This is a genomic window from Micromonospora orduensis (assembly GCF_006228125.1).
Lineage (GTDB): Bacteria > Actinomycetota > Actinomycetes > Mycobacteriales > Micromonosporaceae > Micromonospora > Micromonospora orduensis.
In genome coordinates this window covers 36,515-50,762 of record NZ_VDFY01000155.1, presented here as the reverse complement: position 1 = coordinate 50,762, position 14,248 = coordinate 36,515, and the positions used below count along the sequence as shown (strand labels likewise).

At 72.3% G+C, this 14,248-nt stretch carries 13 protein-coding genes; 8 read left to right on the top strand and 5 right to left on the bottom strand.

Going from position 1 to position 14,248, the window contains the following annotated elements:
- The coding region (locus FHG89_RS15095; protein WP_341874261.1) for a hypothetical protein at positions 1 to 826 on the top strand (826 nt) is incomplete at its 5' end.
- 24 nt (positions 827 to 850) lie between these two features.
- Here the strand turns inward: FHG89_RS15095 and rsmI are convergent.
- A complete protein-coding gene (gene rsmI, locus FHG89_RS15090; protein ID WP_425280179.1) occupies positions 851 to 1,690 on the bottom strand; it encodes a 16S rRNA (cytidine(1402)-2'-O)-methyltransferase in 840 nt (279 codons plus the stop codon).
- Positions 1,691 to 1,831: 141 nt separating this feature from the next.
- On the opposite strand from rsmI, the gene FHG89_RS15085 reads away from it, so the two are divergent.
- The 3 genes from FHG89_RS15085 (at position 1,832) to FHG89_RS15075 (ending at position 5,914) form a co-directional block, all read left to right on the top strand.
- On the top strand, positions 1,832 to 3,493 hold the full coding sequence (locus FHG89_RS15085) for a dolichyl-phosphate-mannose--protein mannosyltransferase (protein ID WP_244295472.1): 1,662 nt from the start codon (positions 1,832 to 1,834) through the stop codon (positions 3,491 to 3,493).
- A gap of 352 nt (positions 3,494 to 3,845) precedes the next feature.
- Positions 3,846 to 5,132 (top strand): VWA domain-containing protein, encoded by a 1,287-nt coding sequence (locus tag FHG89_RS15080; RefSeq protein WP_139585011.1) that lies wholly within the window; start codon positions 3,846 to 3,848, stop codon positions 5,130 to 5,132.
- Complete coding sequence (locus FHG89_RS15075; protein WP_139585010.1) at positions 5,132 to 5,914, top strand: peptidase; 783 nt, start codon at positions 5,132 to 5,134, stop codon at positions 5,912 to 5,914. Before FHG89_RS15080 ends, FHG89_RS15075 begins: the two co-directional genes overlap by 1 nt.
- 51 nt (positions 5,915 to 5,965) lie before the next feature.
- On the opposite strand, the gene FHG89_RS15070 is transcribed toward FHG89_RS15075, so the two are convergent.
- Entirely contained in the window at positions 5,966 to 6,235 is a 270-nt protein-coding gene (locus tag FHG89_RS15070; RefSeq protein ID WP_139585009.1) for a hypothetical protein, read from the bottom strand.
- A 200-nt stretch (positions 6,236 to 6,435) separates the two neighbouring features.
- Here FHG89_RS15070 and FHG89_RS15065 point away from each other — a divergent pair, with 200 nt between their 5' ends.
- Together FHG89_RS15065 and FHG89_RS15060 are read left to right on the top strand one after the other, a co-directional pair.
- Positions 6,436 to 7,092, top strand: coding sequence for a 4'-phosphopantetheinyl transferase family protein (locus FHG89_RS15065; protein ID WP_139585008.1), 657 nt, complete (start codon positions 6,436 to 6,438; stop codon positions 7,090 to 7,092).
- Between the two features lie 132 nt (positions 7,093 to 7,224).
- Complete coding sequence (locus FHG89_RS15060; RefSeq protein WP_139585007.1) at positions 7,225 to 8,085, top strand: DUF4352 domain-containing protein; 861 nt, start codon at positions 7,225 to 7,227, stop codon at positions 8,083 to 8,085.
- Between the two features lie 51 nt (positions 8,086 to 8,136).
- Here FHG89_RS15060 and FHG89_RS33775 read toward each other — a convergent pair whose 3' ends face one another.
- Positions 8,137 to 10,323, bottom strand: a complete 2,187-nt coding sequence (locus FHG89_RS33775) for a Gfo/Idh/MocA family oxidoreductase (protein ID WP_244295468.1) — start codon at positions 10,321 to 10,323, stop codon at positions 8,137 to 8,139.
- A gap of 163 nt (positions 10,324 to 10,486) precedes the next feature.
- Here FHG89_RS33775 and FHG89_RS15045 point away from each other — a divergent pair, with 163 nt between their 5' ends.
- Both FHG89_RS15045 and FHG89_RS15040 read left to right on the top strand, forming a co-directional pair.
- On the top strand, positions 10,487 to 11,338 hold the full coding sequence (locus FHG89_RS15045) for an LLM class flavin-dependent oxidoreductase (protein WP_139585005.1): 852 nt from the start codon (positions 10,487 to 10,489) through the stop codon (positions 11,336 to 11,338).
- A complete protein-coding gene (locus FHG89_RS15040) occupies positions 11,335 to 11,760 on the top strand; it encodes a nucleoside deaminase (RefSeq protein WP_139585004.1) in 426 nt (141 codons plus the stop codon). Before FHG89_RS15045 ends, FHG89_RS15040 begins: the two co-directional genes overlap by 4 nt.
- A gap of 402 nt (positions 11,761 to 12,162) precedes the next feature.
- Here the strand turns inward: FHG89_RS15040 and FHG89_RS15035 are convergent, their stop codons facing one another.
- Together FHG89_RS15035 and FHG89_RS15030 are read right to left on the bottom strand one after the other, a co-directional pair.
- Positions 12,163 to 13,443 carry an APC family permease gene (locus tag FHG89_RS15035; RefSeq protein WP_139585003.1) on the bottom strand — a complete coding sequence of 427 codons (1,281 nt, stop codon included), beginning with the start codon at positions 13,441 to 13,443 and terminating at the stop codon, positions 12,163 to 12,165.
- 316 nt (positions 13,444 to 13,759) lie between these two features.
- A complete protein-coding gene (locus FHG89_RS15030; protein WP_139585002.1) occupies positions 13,760 to 14,092 on the bottom strand; it encodes an STAS domain-containing protein in 333 nt (110 codons plus the stop codon).
- Positions 14,093 to 14,248: the final 156 nt, after the last annotated feature.

The following is a 14,248-nucleotide window of genomic DNA, read 5'->3' as shown; positions in this document are numbered from 1 at the left end:
TCCCAGCCCGGCGGCATTGGTGCCCGGCCCGGCCCGGCCTGCCGCGCCGGCGACCCCCACCGGGCATGACCGGGCGGAGGCCGTCGAGGTGGAGCCGACCACTGGTGCGCCGGTGGACGCGGTGCCCCGCCGGGTGCCGGTACGGCAGCAGAGCCGCCGGCACCGCGACGCCCGCCGCACCGACGGCGCCCCGCCGGCCGACGACGACAGCGCCTTCTGGGCACCGATCGAGCAGGTGCACTGGGACGGCACGCCGGTCCGGGAGGACGCCGCGGCGGAGCGGGAGCGCGGTTCCGGCCCGTCGGGGCGCCGCTCGCCGGCGCGTACCCCCCGACCGCCGGACCCGCTGCCCAGCCTCACCGCGCTGGTCCTGCTGAGCCTGGTCGTGGCCTTCTTCGCCTGGGTGAGCGCCGGCCCGTTCTGGCTCGCGGTCGGGCACGCCCGGGTCGGCACGGTGGTGGTGGACGCCTGCACCGGCGCCGGGCTCAACAAGCGCTGCCGGGGGATCTTCACGGCCGACGACGGGCGGTTCGTGGCGCACGGGGTACGGGTCAGCGGCGTTCCTGCGGGACGCGATGCGCCCGGCACGTCGCTGCCGGCGCGGATGACCGGCCCGGACGCCGGCACCGCGTACGCCGACACCGGCCTGGCCCGGCACCTGCGCTGGCTGCCCGGCCTGCTGGTGGTGCTCGGCTGCGCCGCCGGCATCGCCCGGTGGACCGGGTCGACCCGGCTGCCCGGGCGGCGGCACCGGCGGTGGGCGGTGGCCGCCGCTCTCGCCGGCCCCGCGCTGATCACCCTCGGGTTCCTCGCCGCCGCCTGGTGAATCAGCCGTCGTGGCGAGCCGAGGTCAGCTGTGCACGATCGTGTAGACGTCGCGGCGGCGGAGCGCGTACTCGGTGGCGACGTCGGTGATCGCGTCCCGGCGGGAGCGGCCGGCCGCCTCGCGCTCGGCGACCGCCGCGCGCAGGGTGTCGTCGTCGGGGCGTTCCTGCGGGATGGCCGGCGCGCCGGCCACCACCAGGGTGATCTCTCCGCGCGGATCCCCCTCGGCGGCCCACCGGGCCAGTTCGCCGAGCGGACGGCGGAGCACCTCCTCGTACGTCTTGGTGAGCTCGCGGCAGAGCGCGGCGGGCCGGTCCGCGCCGAACGTGTCGGCCAGGTCGGCGAGCGCCGCGCCGATCCGGTGGGGCGCCTCGAAGAAGACGAGGGTGCGCTCCTCGGCGGCGAGGGCGCGCAGGCGGGTGCGGCGGGCTCCGGGGGTGCGCGGGAGGAATCCCTCGAAGCAGAACCTGTCGCAGGGCAGCCCGGAGACGGCCAGCGCGGTGGTCACCGCGCTGGGGCCGGGCGCGACGGTGACCGGCGCGCCGACGTCCAACGCGGCGCGGACCAGCCGGTAGCCGGGGTCGGAGACGCTCGGCATCCCACCGTCGGTGACCAGCGCGACCACGTACCCGCCGAGAATGACCTCGACCAGCTCGGGCGTGCGGCGCTCCTCGTTGCCCTCGAAGTAGGAGACGATCCGGCCGCCGATGGTGATGTCGAGGTCACGGGCCAGCCGGGTGAGCCGCCGGGTGTCCTCGGCGGCCACCACGTCGGCGCTGGTGAGCACCTCCCGGAACCGGGTCGAGGCGTCGGCGGGGTTGCCGAGCGGGGCGCCGAGCAGGATCAGACGTCCGGCTTCGGACATTTCACCCACGAATTCGTCTCCTTCATCGACAGCGGATACCGGTATCAGGGACGATGGGCGCCACCGGACACCTTGGCAGCCTACGATCGCCGGGTGACGAGTGCGTCGACAGCGCAGAGCCCGAGCGCCGAGCCGGCAAAGATGGTCGAGGCGACGAGCGACCACAGCCCCGATACGGAGCCGGCCGCGCCGAGTGCCGGTGGCGGCGGGGTGGCCGCCGTGGTCCGCCGACGGTTCGCCACCGTCGACAGCCAACTGGACCGGTTCTCGTGGCTGGCCACCGCCGTGGTGGTGGCCATCGCGGGGATCCTGCGCTTCGTCGGTCTGTCCAGCCCCAAGGGCAAGATCTTCGACGAGACGTACTACGCCAAGGACGGCTACGGGCTGATCAGCCGCGGCGTCGAGTGGAACTACAAGGACAACGTCCCGTCGTACGTGGTGCACCCGCCGCTGGGCAAGTGGCTCATCGGCCTCGGCGAGTGGGCCTTCGGGTACCAGGACGCCGACTCGCGGGTCTCCGTCCCCGGGCATCTGTTCACCACCGCGCCGGAGTTCGGCTGGCGGTTCTCGGCGGCGGTGATCGGCACGCTGTCGGTGCTGCTGCTGGTCCGCATCGGCCGGCGGATGTTCCGCTCGACGGTGCTGGGCTGCGCGGCCGGCCTGCTGCTCGCGCTGGACGGCTTCCACCTGGTGCTGTCCCGCGCGGCGCTGCTCGACATCTTCCTGCTGTTCTTCGTGCTGGCCGCCTTCGGCGCCCTGGTGCTCGACCGGGACGCCAGCCGTCGGCGCTGGGCACGCGCGCTTGACGACGGGCTCGACCCGAGCCGACCGGGCCGCGCCGGCCGGCCGCCGACCGGGTGGCGCACCTGGCCGTGGTGGCGGCTGGCGGCCGGGGTGCTGATCGGCTGCGCCTGCGCGGTGAAGTGGAGCGCCCTGTACTTCGTGCCGGTCTTCGCGCTGCTGGTGATCCTCTGGGAGGTCGGCGTCCGCCGCTCGGCGGGGGTCCGCCGGCCCCTGCGGGACACCCTGCTCGACGAGCTGCCCTGGCTGGTGCTCGCCGGTGTGCTCATGGTCGGCACCTATCTGGCCACCTGGTCGGGCTGGCTGCTCACCGACGACGGCTACTACCGGCTCGCGTCGTCCTACCCGAACGCCCCGCTCAGCGACCGCCCGGTGATCGGGCCGCTGATCAACCTCTTCGAGTACCACCGGGCGGCGTACGGCTTCCACGCCCAGCTCGACGACGCGCACAAGTACCAGTCGTGGCCGTGGCAGTGGCTGCTGCTCGGGCGCCCGGTGGCGTTCCACTGGTCCGGCGATGGCGCCTGCGGCGCGCCGAGCTGCGCCTCGGAGATCCTGCTGCTCGGCACCCCGCTGCTGTGGTGGTCGTTCCTGCCCGCCCTGGTGGCGCTGGTCTGGCTCGGGGTGGCCCGCCGCGACTGGCGGGCCGGCGCGATCCTGCTGACCGTGGCGGCGGGGCTGCTGCCCTGGTTCTGGTTCGCGTTCCAGGGTCGGACGATGTTCTCGTTCTACGCCGCGCCGGCGCTGCCGTTCCTGGTGCTCGCCGTGGTGTACGTGCTGGGCGCGCTGATCGCCCCGGCGGGTGGTGAGGTCGGTGAGGTGGCCCCGCTGGTCCCGGGCGACCCGGGTTACGAGAGGCGGCTCGTCGGCAGCATCGCGGCCGGGGCGTACGTGCTGCTGGTGGCGGCCTGCTTCGCGTACTTCTATCCGATCTTCGTCGGCAAGCTGATCCCGTACTCGGACTGGCTGTCCCGGATGTGGCTGGACGGCCGCTGGATATAGGCACCGGCAGGCGACGCGCCGCACAGCGCGACGAAGACGGGCCCCCACGCTTGCGAGCGTGGGGGCCCGTTCGACAAAGACGCGCGCCCCGATCGCCTGCCACGGGGGAAGCGGGCGATTGGGGCGCGCATGAAGAGCTTAACCACGGCGCACCACCGGCACAACGGGTCGACTTGGGTCAGATTTCCGACGGTTGGTGGCCGATCCGATATTCGTCCTCCGACAGTTGACCGAGGGTGACCTGGCGTGGACCCAGAGCGCGGGGCAGGTCGGTCGAGAGCCTGTCGGAGCGCCTGGGACGGAACCGCCACCCCGGTGATCATCCAAAGTGGATCTCACTACACTGCGGGCCGTGATCAACTTCAGACGATCGGCGGCCGTCCTCCTCGGACTGCTGGCGACCACCGCGCTGACCGGGCCCGCCCCGGCGGCGGCCGACGACGAGGAGCCGGTGGCCGAGCCGCCCCGGGTCGAACTGGTGCTCGACGTCAGCGGCTCGATGCGGGCCGCCGACATCGACGGACGTAGCCGGATCTCGGTCGCGCAGCAGGCGTTCAACGAGGTGGTCGACGCGCTGCCGGCGGAGACCCAGCTCGGCATCCGGGTGCTCGGCGCGACGTACAAGGGCAAGGACAAGAAGGTCGGCTGCCAGGACACCCAGCAGATCGTGCCGGTCGGCCCGGTCGACCGGTCGGCGGCCAAGGCGGCCGTGGCGACACTTCGACCGACCGGGTTCACGCCGGTCGGGCTGGCGCTGCGCTCCGCCGCGCAGGACCTGGGCACCGGGGCCACCACCCGCCGGATCGTGCTGATCACCGACGGGGAGGACACCTGCGCCCCGCCGGACCCGTGCGAGGTGGCCCGGGAACTGGCCGCCCAGGGCACCAGCCTGGTGGTGGACACCCTCGGCCTGGCACCCGACGAGAAGGTCCGCCGGCAGCTGCTGTGCATCGCCGGGGCGACCGGCGGCACGTACACCGCCGCGCAGAGCGCCGAGGAGCTGACCGGCCGGATCAAACAACTCGTCGAACGCGCCGGCGACACCCACACCCGGGCGCCGACAGTGGTCGGCGGCGCGAACGCCTGCGCGTCGGCGCCGCTGCTCGCCCCCGGTGTGTACGCCGACCGGGAGGCGTTCTCCGAGCACCGCTGGTACCGGGTGCCGGTGCGCCCCGGCCAGGAGCTGCGCGCATCGGTGAGCATGGCGCTGGACCGGCCGGTGAACCGGGACTACGGCGTGCTGCTGCGGGCCACCGCGGCCGACGGCCGGGAACTGGTCCGCGGCGCGGACGCCGGCAGCGGACGGGCCGACGTGCTCTCCGCCGGGCTGCGCTGGTCGGCCACCGCCGACGACGAGGACGCCACCGAGGCCGAGGAGACCTCGACGCCGGTCGTGGAGCCGACCACCGTGTGCCTCGTGGTGAGCAACTCGTTCGCCGCGCGCCCCGGCACCGCCGCGACCCCCGGCATGCCGGTGGAGCTGACCATCGACGTGGTCGCCGCCGCGCCCGCACCGAACGGACCGGACCTCGGCCGGGGCTGGATGCTGCTCGTCCTGCTCACCGTGGCCGGACTGCTCACCGGCCTGCTCGCCGGACTGCTCACCCGCTGGTGGGTCGCCACCTGGAGGGAGAACTGATGCGTACCGCACTGCTCCGGTCGATGGCGGCGCTGCTCGCCGCCGGTGGGGCCACGCTGCTGCCCGCCGCGGCCGCCGCCGCACCGACCCCCTCGCCGGGCGCCACGCCGGTCAACCGGGCCGGCACGTCGTTCCTCAGCGCCACCCCGATCACCGCCGGTCAGCCGGTACGGGTGGACGCCTCGATCGGCGACCATCTCTACTGGTCGTTTCCCGCGACGGCCGGTCAGGTGCACGAGATCAACGCCACCGTCACCTTCCCCAAGGCGCGCGGCGGCGCCTCCACCTGGACCGTCGACGTCTTCGACGGGCTGCGCCGGCGTCAGGCGTGCACCGCCGGGGCGCAGACCCCGACCGTGGACGCGCAGACGTCGAGCGTGGCGCTGGGCTGCACGCTGCGGGAGGTACGCCCCTGGGCGGAGCCGTGGTCGGCCGATCCGCTGCCCGGCACGTACGTCATCCGGCTCTCCGTGATCGACCTGCCGGAGCCGGACCTGGGCGCGCCGATCGACGTCGACCTGCTGGTCGGCACCATCGCCGACCGGGGCGCCTCGGCCGACGACGGCGAACTGGCCGCGCCGCTGGTGCCGAACACCAAGGCGGGCACGGTGCTCAACGCCGTACCCCCGGTGGACCCGGAGGCCGACGACGACGGCGACGGGCCCGCGGACTGGCTGCCGGATCTCGGCTCGCGCTGGATCTGGACCGGCGTCGGCGGCGTGCTCGCCGCGGTGGCCGGGGTAGTGGGTTTCGCCCTGACCCGGCGGCCCCGGCGCGCCTGAGCCGGCCCGCCCGCCCGGTGGCCCCGCCCGACGGCGGGGCCACCGGCGTCTTCAGGCGCGTCGCGTGCCGCGTGGCAGCCAGCCGATGAACCGGTCCTGGAGCGACATCACCGGGGCGGCGCGCAGATCCTCCGTGGCGGCGGCGAGACAGGAGCCCAGATAGACGCTGAGCATCGCCCGGTCACCCCCGTACTCCGCCAGCAGCCGGCTGCGCTTCGTCGCGCACGGCCACTCGTCACCGCAGGAGCCGCAGCTCCAGCCGGGGGTCGTCGGGGCGTGATCGTCAACCCGCCCCCCCGGCCGTTCCGCACCATCGGTCATCGCATGTCCTCTCCAGATGTCCACGGACTGGCGGCTGCCGTGCCCGGCCAGTAGTTGATGGTGGTCCCCCCGGAGCCATCAGGAAGGGCGCGACGCGTCCCTCCGGTGTTACATCTTTGCGGTACCTTCGGCGGTCGTGGGAGTCGGAAATTTGACGGTTGAGCGTGCGCCTCGCTACTACCCGTCGGTAGGGGGCTGTTGTGCGTGACCTCCTGCCGCCGTCGGTCGCTGTGGCAGTCGCCACCGCCGACGACTGGGCCGGCGAACTGCTCGCCGCCGAACAGGCAGGCCTCAGCGAACAGGCGGTGCAGGCCCGCCGACGGGACTTCACGGCCGGGCGGGTCTGCGCCCGCCGGGCGATGGCCGTCCTGGGGCTCCCGCCGACGGCCGTCCCGGCCGCCGCCGACCGCGCGCCCGTCTGGCCGGCCGGGGTGGTCGGCAGCATCACCCACACCACCGGCTACTGCGCCGCCGCGGCCGCGCGCAGCACCGACATCCGGTCCGTCGGGATGGACGCCGAGCAGCACCGCGAGATCAACGAGGGGGTACGCCGACTCGTGCTGCTGCCCGAGGAGGAGGAGGCCTGCGCACAGCTCCCCGCCGGCACCTCCTGGCCTGTCGTGTTCTTCAGCGCCAAGGAGACCGTCTACAAGGTCTGGTACCCGATCGTCGGGAGCTGGCTCGACTTCCACGACGCTCGGCTGGAGGTGGACCCGGACGCCGGCACGTTCACGGCCCGCATCGCACCGGCCCGGGTGGACGCGGCCGACGTCGTCGACCCGCCGGCGACGATCAGCGGGCGGTTCGTCGTCGCCGACGGGTTGGCCCGCACCGCCGCCGTCCTGCTGCCACGCTGACCCTCCGAGTGTCCATCCTGGCCGGTTTCGGCCGGATGTGGACGCGCTCCGGCGCGACGACAGGACGGTCGACGACGCACGGTAACGTCGGCGGGTTCCCGAACCGCACGTACCGAGGCGCCAAGGAGTACGGTGACCCACCCCCAGCCCCCCGTCGGGCCGCAGGACCCTCAGCAGCCGAACCCGGAACCGCCGACGCAGGCGATCCCGGCGACACCGCAGCCGGGCACATCGGACCAGTGGGCACCGCCGACACCGCAGCCGCCGTTCGCGACCGCCCCCGCACCGGACCAGACGTGGCCACCGCCGCCGTTCTCCGGGGGCGCGTACCCGGCGGCCGGCGGTTCCGGTTACCCGCTCACCATGCCCCCGCCCGCGCCGCCGAAGAACTCCAAGACGACTGTCGTGGCCGTCGCGGTCACGGCGGCCCTGCTCACCCTGCTCTGCTGCGCCGGAGGCATCGTGGCGGCGGTCATCGGCGCGAACCGTGCCGGGAACCAGGTGACCGAGGCGCTGCCCACACCGGATGTGACCCGGGGCGTCGACCAGCAACCGGCTGACCCGCCGAAGCCGACCCCACGGTCGGCCAACGGCGACACCCGGAACATGTCGGCCGGGGACACCCTGGTCATCGATGGCGACGACGGCACCGTCGAGATCACCGTGACGAAGTTCAGCACCGCCACCAAGCCCTGCACGTCCTACGGTCTCAAGCCGGACGAGGGCATGTACGTGATCGCCGACGTGACGGTGACGGTGACCAGGGGCACCGGCTCGGCGAACCCGCTCTTCTTCCAGTGGGTCGCCGCCGACGGCACCGAGAAGAACGCGGTCGGTGGGGTGTTCTCCGGCTGCGGTAAGCCGATGCCCGCCGGCACCGACCTCACGGCCGGCAGCAGGCGCACCGGCAGCGTCGTGTTCGACGTGCACGACACCTCGGGGGTGCTGGAGTACCAGCACCAGTTCGAGACCGCCGGCTCCTGGAAGCCCTGACGTACGACAGTGGGGCCGGCCCGTCCGGCCCCACTGTTGTACGAGGTGGGATCAGCAACCTGTCCAGCGGACCGGGGTGACCCGGTCGTCGTTGCGGAATCCCACGATGGTGCCGGCGTCGGAGATGGACCGGGCACCGATGGCCGCTCCGTCGCCGCCCGGCAGGGCCCGGGAGGTGGTGCCGCGCGCGACCCGGTCACCGCCCACGACCACGCCCCTTGCGTTGACGTCCGTCACCAGTGTCAGCTGCTCGTCGAGCGCCGCGTACGAGCCGTCCCGCAGGTCCCACCGCACATTGGGCAGGCTGTTGCCGCCGAGGTCGACCTGTCCGACCGCCCAGTGCCCGGCCGCCGCGACGACCACCGCCGTCCGCGCGCCCGACGCCCCGAGGGTGTCGATCCGGCCGTTGGGGCGACGGACCCAGGCCGACCAGCTGCCCCACGCCCCGGCGTTACCGACGATGGTGCCGTTCGCGGTGATCGCCTGGGCCATGGCACCGGCCGGGGCGGCGAGCACCTCGACCGTGCCCGGCCGGGCGGCCGGCCAGCGCAGCGCGAAGCTCTCCCCGGTGGCGACGTCCGAGCCGTGACCGACGATGTCGCCGGCGTTGTTGATGCCCGTCACGAAGACGCCGGAGGACGGCACCACCGGCAACTGCTCGACACGGCCGTCGCGGTACCGCCACGGCTGGCCGATGCCACCGGTCCAGCCGTTGCCGACGACGACACCGTGCGCGTTGACGTCGACGACGTCGCCGAGGATCGGCGACTCGATCGTGGTGAGCCGGTTACGGTCCCAGACCAGCAGCAGGGACTGGTTGCCACTGTCATCGACCCGCAGGGCGGCACCGGCGACGAAGCGTCCCGTCGGGTCGACGGCGTTCGCCTCGGCGCGGTACGTGTCGGCCGGGTACGGCAGCGTGCTGATCGTGCAGGCGCCCACCGGCGCGGCGGTCGCCGTACCGGAGACGGCGACGCCGAGCGAGGTGGCCAACAGCCCGGCGGCCACGCCGCCGAGAATCGTGCGTCGAGCGATGCGAGTCATTTCCACTCCCCGTGTTGTGCCCGGCATCCCGGGCATCGGCCTGGTATCCGCTACACAGGCACGGCCCGGCCCCGGTTGCCACGGGTCGGATGGCGGACAGTACGAGGGACTACCGCGCCCACGCCTCCTCGGCGGTGACGACCGGCTGGCCGGTGCGTACCGATTCCTCGATGGCGAGGCTGACCAGGTGGTCCTGGCACGCCTCGGCCAGCGGGTAGGGCGCCGGACCCTCGTCCCGCGCCCACGCGCCGGTACGAGCGAGGATGTCCGCCACCGCGATGTCGTCGTCGGACATTCACTGCCGACGAACGGATTGCGGTAGACGACGCGGCCATCGAAGCTGATGTGCTTCAGGTCGAGCCCTTCGAGGTTCAGGTCGGTGCCGGTCTGCCGCCGGACCAGGGCCGACTCCACAGGCGTGGTCGGGTCGACCAGGCGGACGACCCGGTCGTCGACCAGCTCGCCGAGCGACCCCCGGACCACCAGCCGACGGGTACGCAGCGGGTTCCACCACTGGTTGTCGGTGAAGTCGTACAGCCCCATCCGCCCGCCGAAGTCGATTGTCGCGAGGGTGGTGCTGAGCTGCCGCGGGGTGCTGTCGCCACTCCAGCCGGCGGGCGACAGCGGGTTGGCCAGCGGCGCGACGAACGCCCGCGCGCTGACCTCGGCGGCGTCGTACCAGACGCCGAGCAGGCCACGGATCAGCGACACGGCGTGGTAGAGGTGCGTCGAGGAGATCTGCACCGAGGTCGGCTCGCCGACCACCCCGGCGCGGATCACCTCCAGGCGGGCGGCGTGCCCGGGCATCAGCAGGTACTGCTCGGCGACCTGCACCAGACCGCTGCCGCCGACGTCCGACCAGAGCGACCGCAGCCCCGCCACATCGGGGGCGGGCGGCGTCTCGGCAAGCACCGGCACGCCGGCCGCGACCAGCTCACGGGTCACCTCGGGCGTCACCGACCAGGGCACCGACACGATGACGAAGTCCGGCCGCTCGTGGGCGAGCAGCTCCGCCGTCGTGCGGAAGGTCCGCACACCCCACCCGGCCGTCACCACGTCACCGCGCGACGCGGTACGCGTGACCACCCCGGTCGCGTGGAACCGCTCGGGCAGAAGTCGGGCCAGGCGCAGGAAGAACTCACCCCGCCAACCGCTGCCGACGAGGCCGAACCGGGTCCGGGTCGTGGCTGTCATCCGGGCTCCTCACGTCGAGATCCCGGATGCTAGCCGCTCTCCTCGCTACGGTTACGACAGTGATCGCCACATCGCTCGGTACCGTGCCCGTCGAGCCGGCCGCGCGGCCACGTCCGTGGGAATGATGTTCACAAGCCGGATGTCCGCTGACTAGCCTGAACCCGTGCTGATTGGCGTGAACGTCCCGAACTTCGCCCCCGGCACCGATCCCGAGATGCTGCGGCAGTGGGCGCAGACAGTCGAGGGCCTCGGTTTCGACCTGCTGATGGTCTCCGACCACATCGCGGTGACCCCGGACGTGGCCGAGCAGTATCCCGCGCCGTTCTACGAGCCGTTCACCACGCTGTCCTGGCTGGCTGGGTTGACCCGCCGGATCCGGCTGGGCACCACGGTGCTCATCGTCCCGTACCGGCACCCGCTGCTCACCGCGCGGATGGCGGCGAACCTCAACCGGCTCAGCGGCGGTCGGCTCGTCCTCGGCGTCGGCGTCGGCTGGGCCCGGCAGGAGTTCGAGGCGCTCGGCGTGCCGTTCCGGCGGCGCGGCGCGCTCACGGACGACTACCTGCACGCCATGCGTGACGCCTGGAGCGACACCGACGACTACGACACGGAGCCGATCCCCATCTGGGTCGGCGGCAACAGCGACGCCGGCATGCGTCGCGCGGTACGACTCGGCGACGCCTGGCACCCGCTGCGGTTCACGCCGGGATGGCTGACGGAGGCGACGGGGCGACTCCAGGCCATCGCCGACGAACTGGGTCGCCAGGCACCCCCGATGACGCCGCGCATCGCGCTCCAGGAAACCCGCGAACCGGTCACCGCCCCGGACCGGCTCGCCGGTGTCGGCACCATCGAGCAGATCCTCGCCGACCTCGACCGGATCCGACTGCTCGGCGCCGAGACGGTGGTGCTCGACCCGTTCAACGGCGACCTGACCGAGATCCGCCAACCCGGACGCGCATGGCAGACCCTCGCGGCCGTGGCCGCGTACCGCAGATCCCAGGAGGACCGATGACACCTGACGACGAGAAGTTTCTCCGCCGCGCCGTACACCTGGCCGACGAGGCCGGGGCATCCGGCGAGCGGCCGTTCGGCTCACTGCTCGTCGGCGCGGACGGCACGATCCTCATCGAGGACCACAACACAGTGGTCTCCGACTCGGACATCACCGCCCACCCGGAACTCAAGCTCGCCCGCTGGGCCGCCCGGGAACTCGCCCCCGACGTCGCGGCCGGCACCACCATGTACACGAGCTGCCAACCCTGCCCGATGTGCGCGACCGCGATCGACCGCTCCGGCCTCGGCCGGGTGGTGTACGCCCTGTCCGCCGAACAGTTCGAGCAGGTCAAGCCGGCCACGCCGCCGCTGCCCCCGGTGCGGTACGAAGGCCCGGCGCTGTTCGACGAGGCTCGCCGACCGATCGACGACCACTACTAGCCGCCAACGCGGGGCTGATCGGGAACGCCACGCTCCCGATAACGCGATGGGCGAGCCCTCGGCATCCGAGAACCCGCCCTTGACCTGCTGTTTCGTGGTGGAGCTGAGGGGATTTGAACCCCTGACCCCCTCTTACCGACCGTCACGCTTTCTAACTCGTCATCAATAGTCAAAATTCGCCCCTGACCTGCACAGATGCAATCGTGAACTTATCAACGCTTGTGACGCGCTGTGGACCCTTGGCAAGGGTTTTCGGGGGGTAAACGGGGGCACCGTTGACCGTTGCCGCCCCCACCGCCAACCGCCAAGCAGGCACCGAGCCATGCGTCACGGTGCGATTCCGTGAGCGCACCCAGCCACAACCGGGCGGCGCGGATTCCGGCCCACCCTGAGCCCGCCAATTCAGGAACGGTTGCTGGAGGGTGGCCATCTCTGGATGACCGCCCGGCCGACAACGCCCACGGCGAGGACTGCGGCTCCGGCCACGACGCTGGCGCCGGGCAAGGTCGCCGCGAGCGCGAGGCAACCGAGGAAGCCGAGGGCGGTCATGGGTCGCAGCCACCGTTGATGCGGGCCGGTCAAGGTGAAGGCGGCTGCGTTGGCGATGGCGTAGTAGATGAGGATCGCGAAGCTGGAGAACCCGATCGCGGTCCGGACGTCGACGATCAGCACGATCGCGGTGATGGTCAGCCCTAGCAGGATCTCGGCGCGGTGTGGAACCCGGTAGCGGGGGTGGATCGCACCAAGCCACCCGGGTAGTTCGTGGTCGCGGGCCATGGCCAAGGCGGTCCGCCCGATCCCGGCCAGTAACGCCACCAGCACGCCGAGGCTGGCCACGGCTCCGCCGATCCGGACGGCGCCGGCCAACCAGCCAAGGTCACCTGCCGCTGCGGCGGCGGCCAGTGGGGCACTGGTAGCAGCGAGTTCCTCGGGGCCGACCGCGAGCAGCGCGCTGAACGCGACGAGGGCGTAGATGGCCACCACGATGCCCAGGGCGAGGGGGACGGCGATCGGGATCGTGCGTTGGGGGTCGCGGACCTCCTCGCCGAGGGTCGCGATGCGGGCGTACCCGGCGAACGCGAAGAACAACAACCCGGCAGCCTGCGCGATGCCGAGCGGGCCGCCGACGGTCCAGCCGGTCAGGTTGTCCGGGTCAGCCGTCCCGCCGCCGAGGGTGGCGATGACCACTGCCGTCAGCGCCGCGAGGGTCAATGCCACCAGGATGCGGGTGATAAGAGCCGTTTTGGCCACGCCGAGATAGTTGACCGCCGTGACGGCCAGCACAGCGCCGGCGGCGATGAGTTGCTGGTGCTCCGGCCAGGTGTACGCGCCGACGGTCAGCGCCATCGCCGCGCAGCTCGCCGTCTTACCGATGACGAAGCCCCACCCGGCGATGAATCCCCACACCGGACCGAGGCGTTCCCGGCCGTACAGGTAACTGCCGCCGGACTGGGGATACCGGGCAGCCAGCCGCGCCGACGCGGTGGCATTGAAGTACGCCAGGACAGCGGCGATCCCGAGCGCGATAAGCAGCCCCGACCCGGCGACGGCCGCCGCTGGCCCGAACGCGGCGAAGACTCCCGCGCCCAGCATCGATCCCAGCCCCACGATGACCGCGTCGGCGAGGCCCAGCCTGCGCACCAGTGCAGGCTCGGCCGCAGGTGGCGCCCCGGTGCTCGACATGTGACCTCGCCTCCCGGTGCACCAGCGTGACCCTCGTGCACCAGCTTGGCAGCGCAGCGGCGGGGACATTAGTTCATCGGAATGAACACCGTATGACTACAGCTGAAGGCCCGCTTAACGCCGGGATGGCTGTGCGATCAAGAGGCGGGCGGACAACGGACTCGCAGGCGGGTTGGAACAACTTTGGTTAGGCTGCCGGGCTTGGCCGCGGGGGCGTATCCGCACCGGTTCAGGCAACTACGGCAAGTTGGTGCCCGGCCGGAGGCGACTGGACTGTGAACACCGCCCCCGAGTATCGGGCGAGTCGCGGGTCGGCTTAGGCCGCGCGTACGTGCTGGCGAAGGCGGTGACTGGGGACGCCAGCGGCGGCGAGGCGCTGGGCGATCATCGGTGAGCAGTAGTCGAGAAAGACCTTGACCTGGTGGTCGTCACCGAGGTCGCAGGCGGCGGCGAGAGCGCCGAGGTTGATGGCATCGAGGTCTTGCAGGTCGCTCAGGTTGATGACCAGTCGCAGCGGTCGTACCCGGCGCACGGCGTGCACGATCGTGCGCCGTAACTGGACTGTGTTGTCGGCATCGAGGACGCCGTGGGGATGGATGACCAGGGTGCCGTCCGGACTGGTCTGCACATCGAGCGTCGCACCGCTCATCGCGTTACCTTCCGTTACCCGTGGCTTTCCCGAACGGTCAGGCTACGACCCTGCCCACATGCCGTCGACCATCGCGACGAAGAATTCACGTGGTCACGAAACCGTCACGTCTGCAGAGGCGTGTGGGCTGGTCTCGAGACGCCGGCCGTCGAATCG